This window comes from Lysinibacillus sp. RU7 (genome assembly GCF_057837305.1).
Genome location: NZ_JBYQFK010000358.1, coordinates 1 through 229, shown reverse-complemented (window position 1 = coordinate 229; position 229 = coordinate 1). Strand labels below are relative to the sequence as shown.

General features: G+C 69.4%; 1 protein-coding gene. It reads right to left on the bottom strand.

Annotated features, from left to right (window positions below; all coding sequences use genetic code 11):
* Positions 1–229: MATE family efflux transporter (locus AC3II9_RS22715; protein WP_489159060.1), on the bottom strand; the 229-nt coding region annotated here is incomplete at both ends.

Below are 229 nucleotides of genomic sequence, written 5' to 3'. Positions count from 1 at the left end.
GCCACCCCCAGCATCAGTCCCAGCACCATCCCGTCGCGCAGCGCCTGTCCGGTCGCGGGCAGGTCGCCTGCGCCATCGGCGCGCGAGGCACGGACCAGCACGCCCGACAACCAGGCCAGACCGGTGACGATCGCGATATAGGTGAGCGAACGGCTGGCCGAGAGCGCCGCCACCTCATGCTCTCCGACCATCCCGACCACGATGACATCGGTGACGTGCAGGATCGTCC